Source organism: Endozoicomonas sp. SESOKO4 (genome assembly GCF_024606275.1).
Map to the genome: position 1 here is coordinate 1 of NZ_JAHHPS010000152.1, position 1,754 is coordinate 1,754.

Annotated in this window: 2 protein-coding genes; one reads left to right on the top strand and one right to left on the bottom strand. The window is 49.8% G+C overall.

Going from position 1 to position 1,754, the window contains the following annotated elements:
* The first annotated feature begins 173 nt into the window (after positions 1 to 173).
* The gene (locus KDK16_RS02875) at positions 174 to 668 is read left to right on the top strand and encodes a YhcB family protein (RefSeq protein ID WP_257274589.1); all 495 of its coding nucleotides are present in this window, start codon (positions 174 to 176) and stop codon (positions 666 to 668) included.
* A gap of 69 nt (positions 669 to 737) precedes the next feature.
* Here KDK16_RS02875 and trxB read toward each other — a convergent pair whose 3' ends face one another.
* Positions 738 to 1,688 carry a thioredoxin-disulfide reductase gene (gene trxB, locus KDK16_RS02880; protein ID WP_257274590.1) on the bottom strand — a complete coding sequence of 317 codons (951 nt, stop codon included), beginning with the start codon at positions 1,686 to 1,688 and terminating at the stop codon, positions 738 to 740.
* Between the last annotated feature and the right edge of the window lie 66 nt (positions 1,689 to 1,754).

Here is a 1,754-nt window from a genome sequence, read left to right on the forward strand (position 1 = left end):
CTTTATTACAAAAGGCTGGAATAAAGGAGCACAATGTAACCTTCCTGCTTTAGCAGGACAAGGTATGTTTTGGCATCCGGATGTTACACAACCGCTCTATACTTTGCGCATAAAAGATTATAACTTTGACATCAATAAGGGACGTGAAATGTTCCACCCAATGAGGCGATGCTGTGGAAAATGTGAATGTACTTTGGTTTGTAGGCAGTTTGGCATTTTTAGCGGGAATAGTCGGTGGTGTACTTTTGTACCATTTACTGGCAGGCCCTCGTTCAGATCGAGGCAAAATGGAAGCTCAGCTGGTAGAGCTGGAGGCTGAATTTAAACAGTACCAAGATAGCGTGGCCGATCATTTTAATACAACGGCGCACCTGATCAACAAACTGACGGACAGTTATAAAGATGTCCACGAGCATATGGCTAACGGAGCCGAATCACTGTGTGACGATGACAATGTCAAGAACAAGCTCAGTGATTCTCTGATCAGCAGCACTGCCTTGCTGTCGGGGCAGATTCCAAAGCGCCGTAGCGAGCGTCCAAAGCCGTTGGAGCAACCGCTGGACTACGCACCTAAGACAACCGCTTCGGATGAGAAAGGCACCTTGTCTGAAGACTTCAGGATAACATCTGAAGCCCAAGAGGCGGTGAGTAGTCAGAAAGCTTCTTGACCCTTTGATCGCTCTGAAAATTTTTGAAAGCCCTGCAACAGAGGCTGTCTCAATAGCTGGGCAGTTTGGTCAGGACAGAGAGTCCAGATATTTTTCTGCGTCCAGAGCCGCCATGCAGCCGGTGCCGGCGGAAGTAATAGCCTGACGGTAAACATGATCCATAACGTCACCCGCAGCAAATACACCTTCTTTAGAAGTCAGTGTCGCATTGCCTTCCGGGCCGCCGTTGACCTTGATGTAGCCGTCTTTCATTTCCAGCTGACCTTCAAAGATACCGGTGTTCGGTGTGTGACCGATGGCAATAAAACAGCCTTCGGCGCTGATTTCACGAAGCTCGCCTGTGTTTACATTCCTGATGCGAACGCCAGTCACGCCCATGTCGTCACCCAGTACCTCATCCAGAGTAGAGTCGAGAGCCAGTTCCATGTTGCCGTTTTCTGCACGCTCCATCATCTTGTCCAGCAGAATTTTTTCTGCACGGAAACCCTGACGACGGTGAATCAGAGTGACTTTTTTAGCAATGTTAGAAAGATAGAGAGCTTCCTCAACAGCGGTGTTACCGCCACCCACAATCACTACGTCCTTGTTTTTGTAGAAGAATCCATCACAGGTAGCACAGGCGGATACGCCCTTGCCCTTGAAGGCTTCTTCGCTGTTCAGACCCAGGTAACGGGCGCTGGCACCGGTGCTGATAATCAGGGCGTCACAGGTGTAAGTATCGGTGCCTTTCAGGGTGTAAGGTTTCCTGCTCAGATCGACCTCTTCGATATGATCAAATATGATTTCGGTACCAAAGCGTTCTGCATGAACGCGCATGTCTTCCATCAGGCCGGGGCCTTGAAGACCTTCGGGGCCTCCTGGCCAGTTGTCCACGTCTGTAGTGGTGGTCAACTGCCCGCCCTGTTGCATACCAGTGATCATAACCGGCTTCAGGTTTGCCCGGGCAGCGTACACTGCAGCAGTGTATCCTGCAGGACCGGAACCCAAAATCAGTAGCGGGACGTGCTTGGCTTCACTCACATTTTACTCCTTGAACGGGAATGTCTGTCAGAGACAGAAAAAATCTCTGATAGTAAGGGATTCATA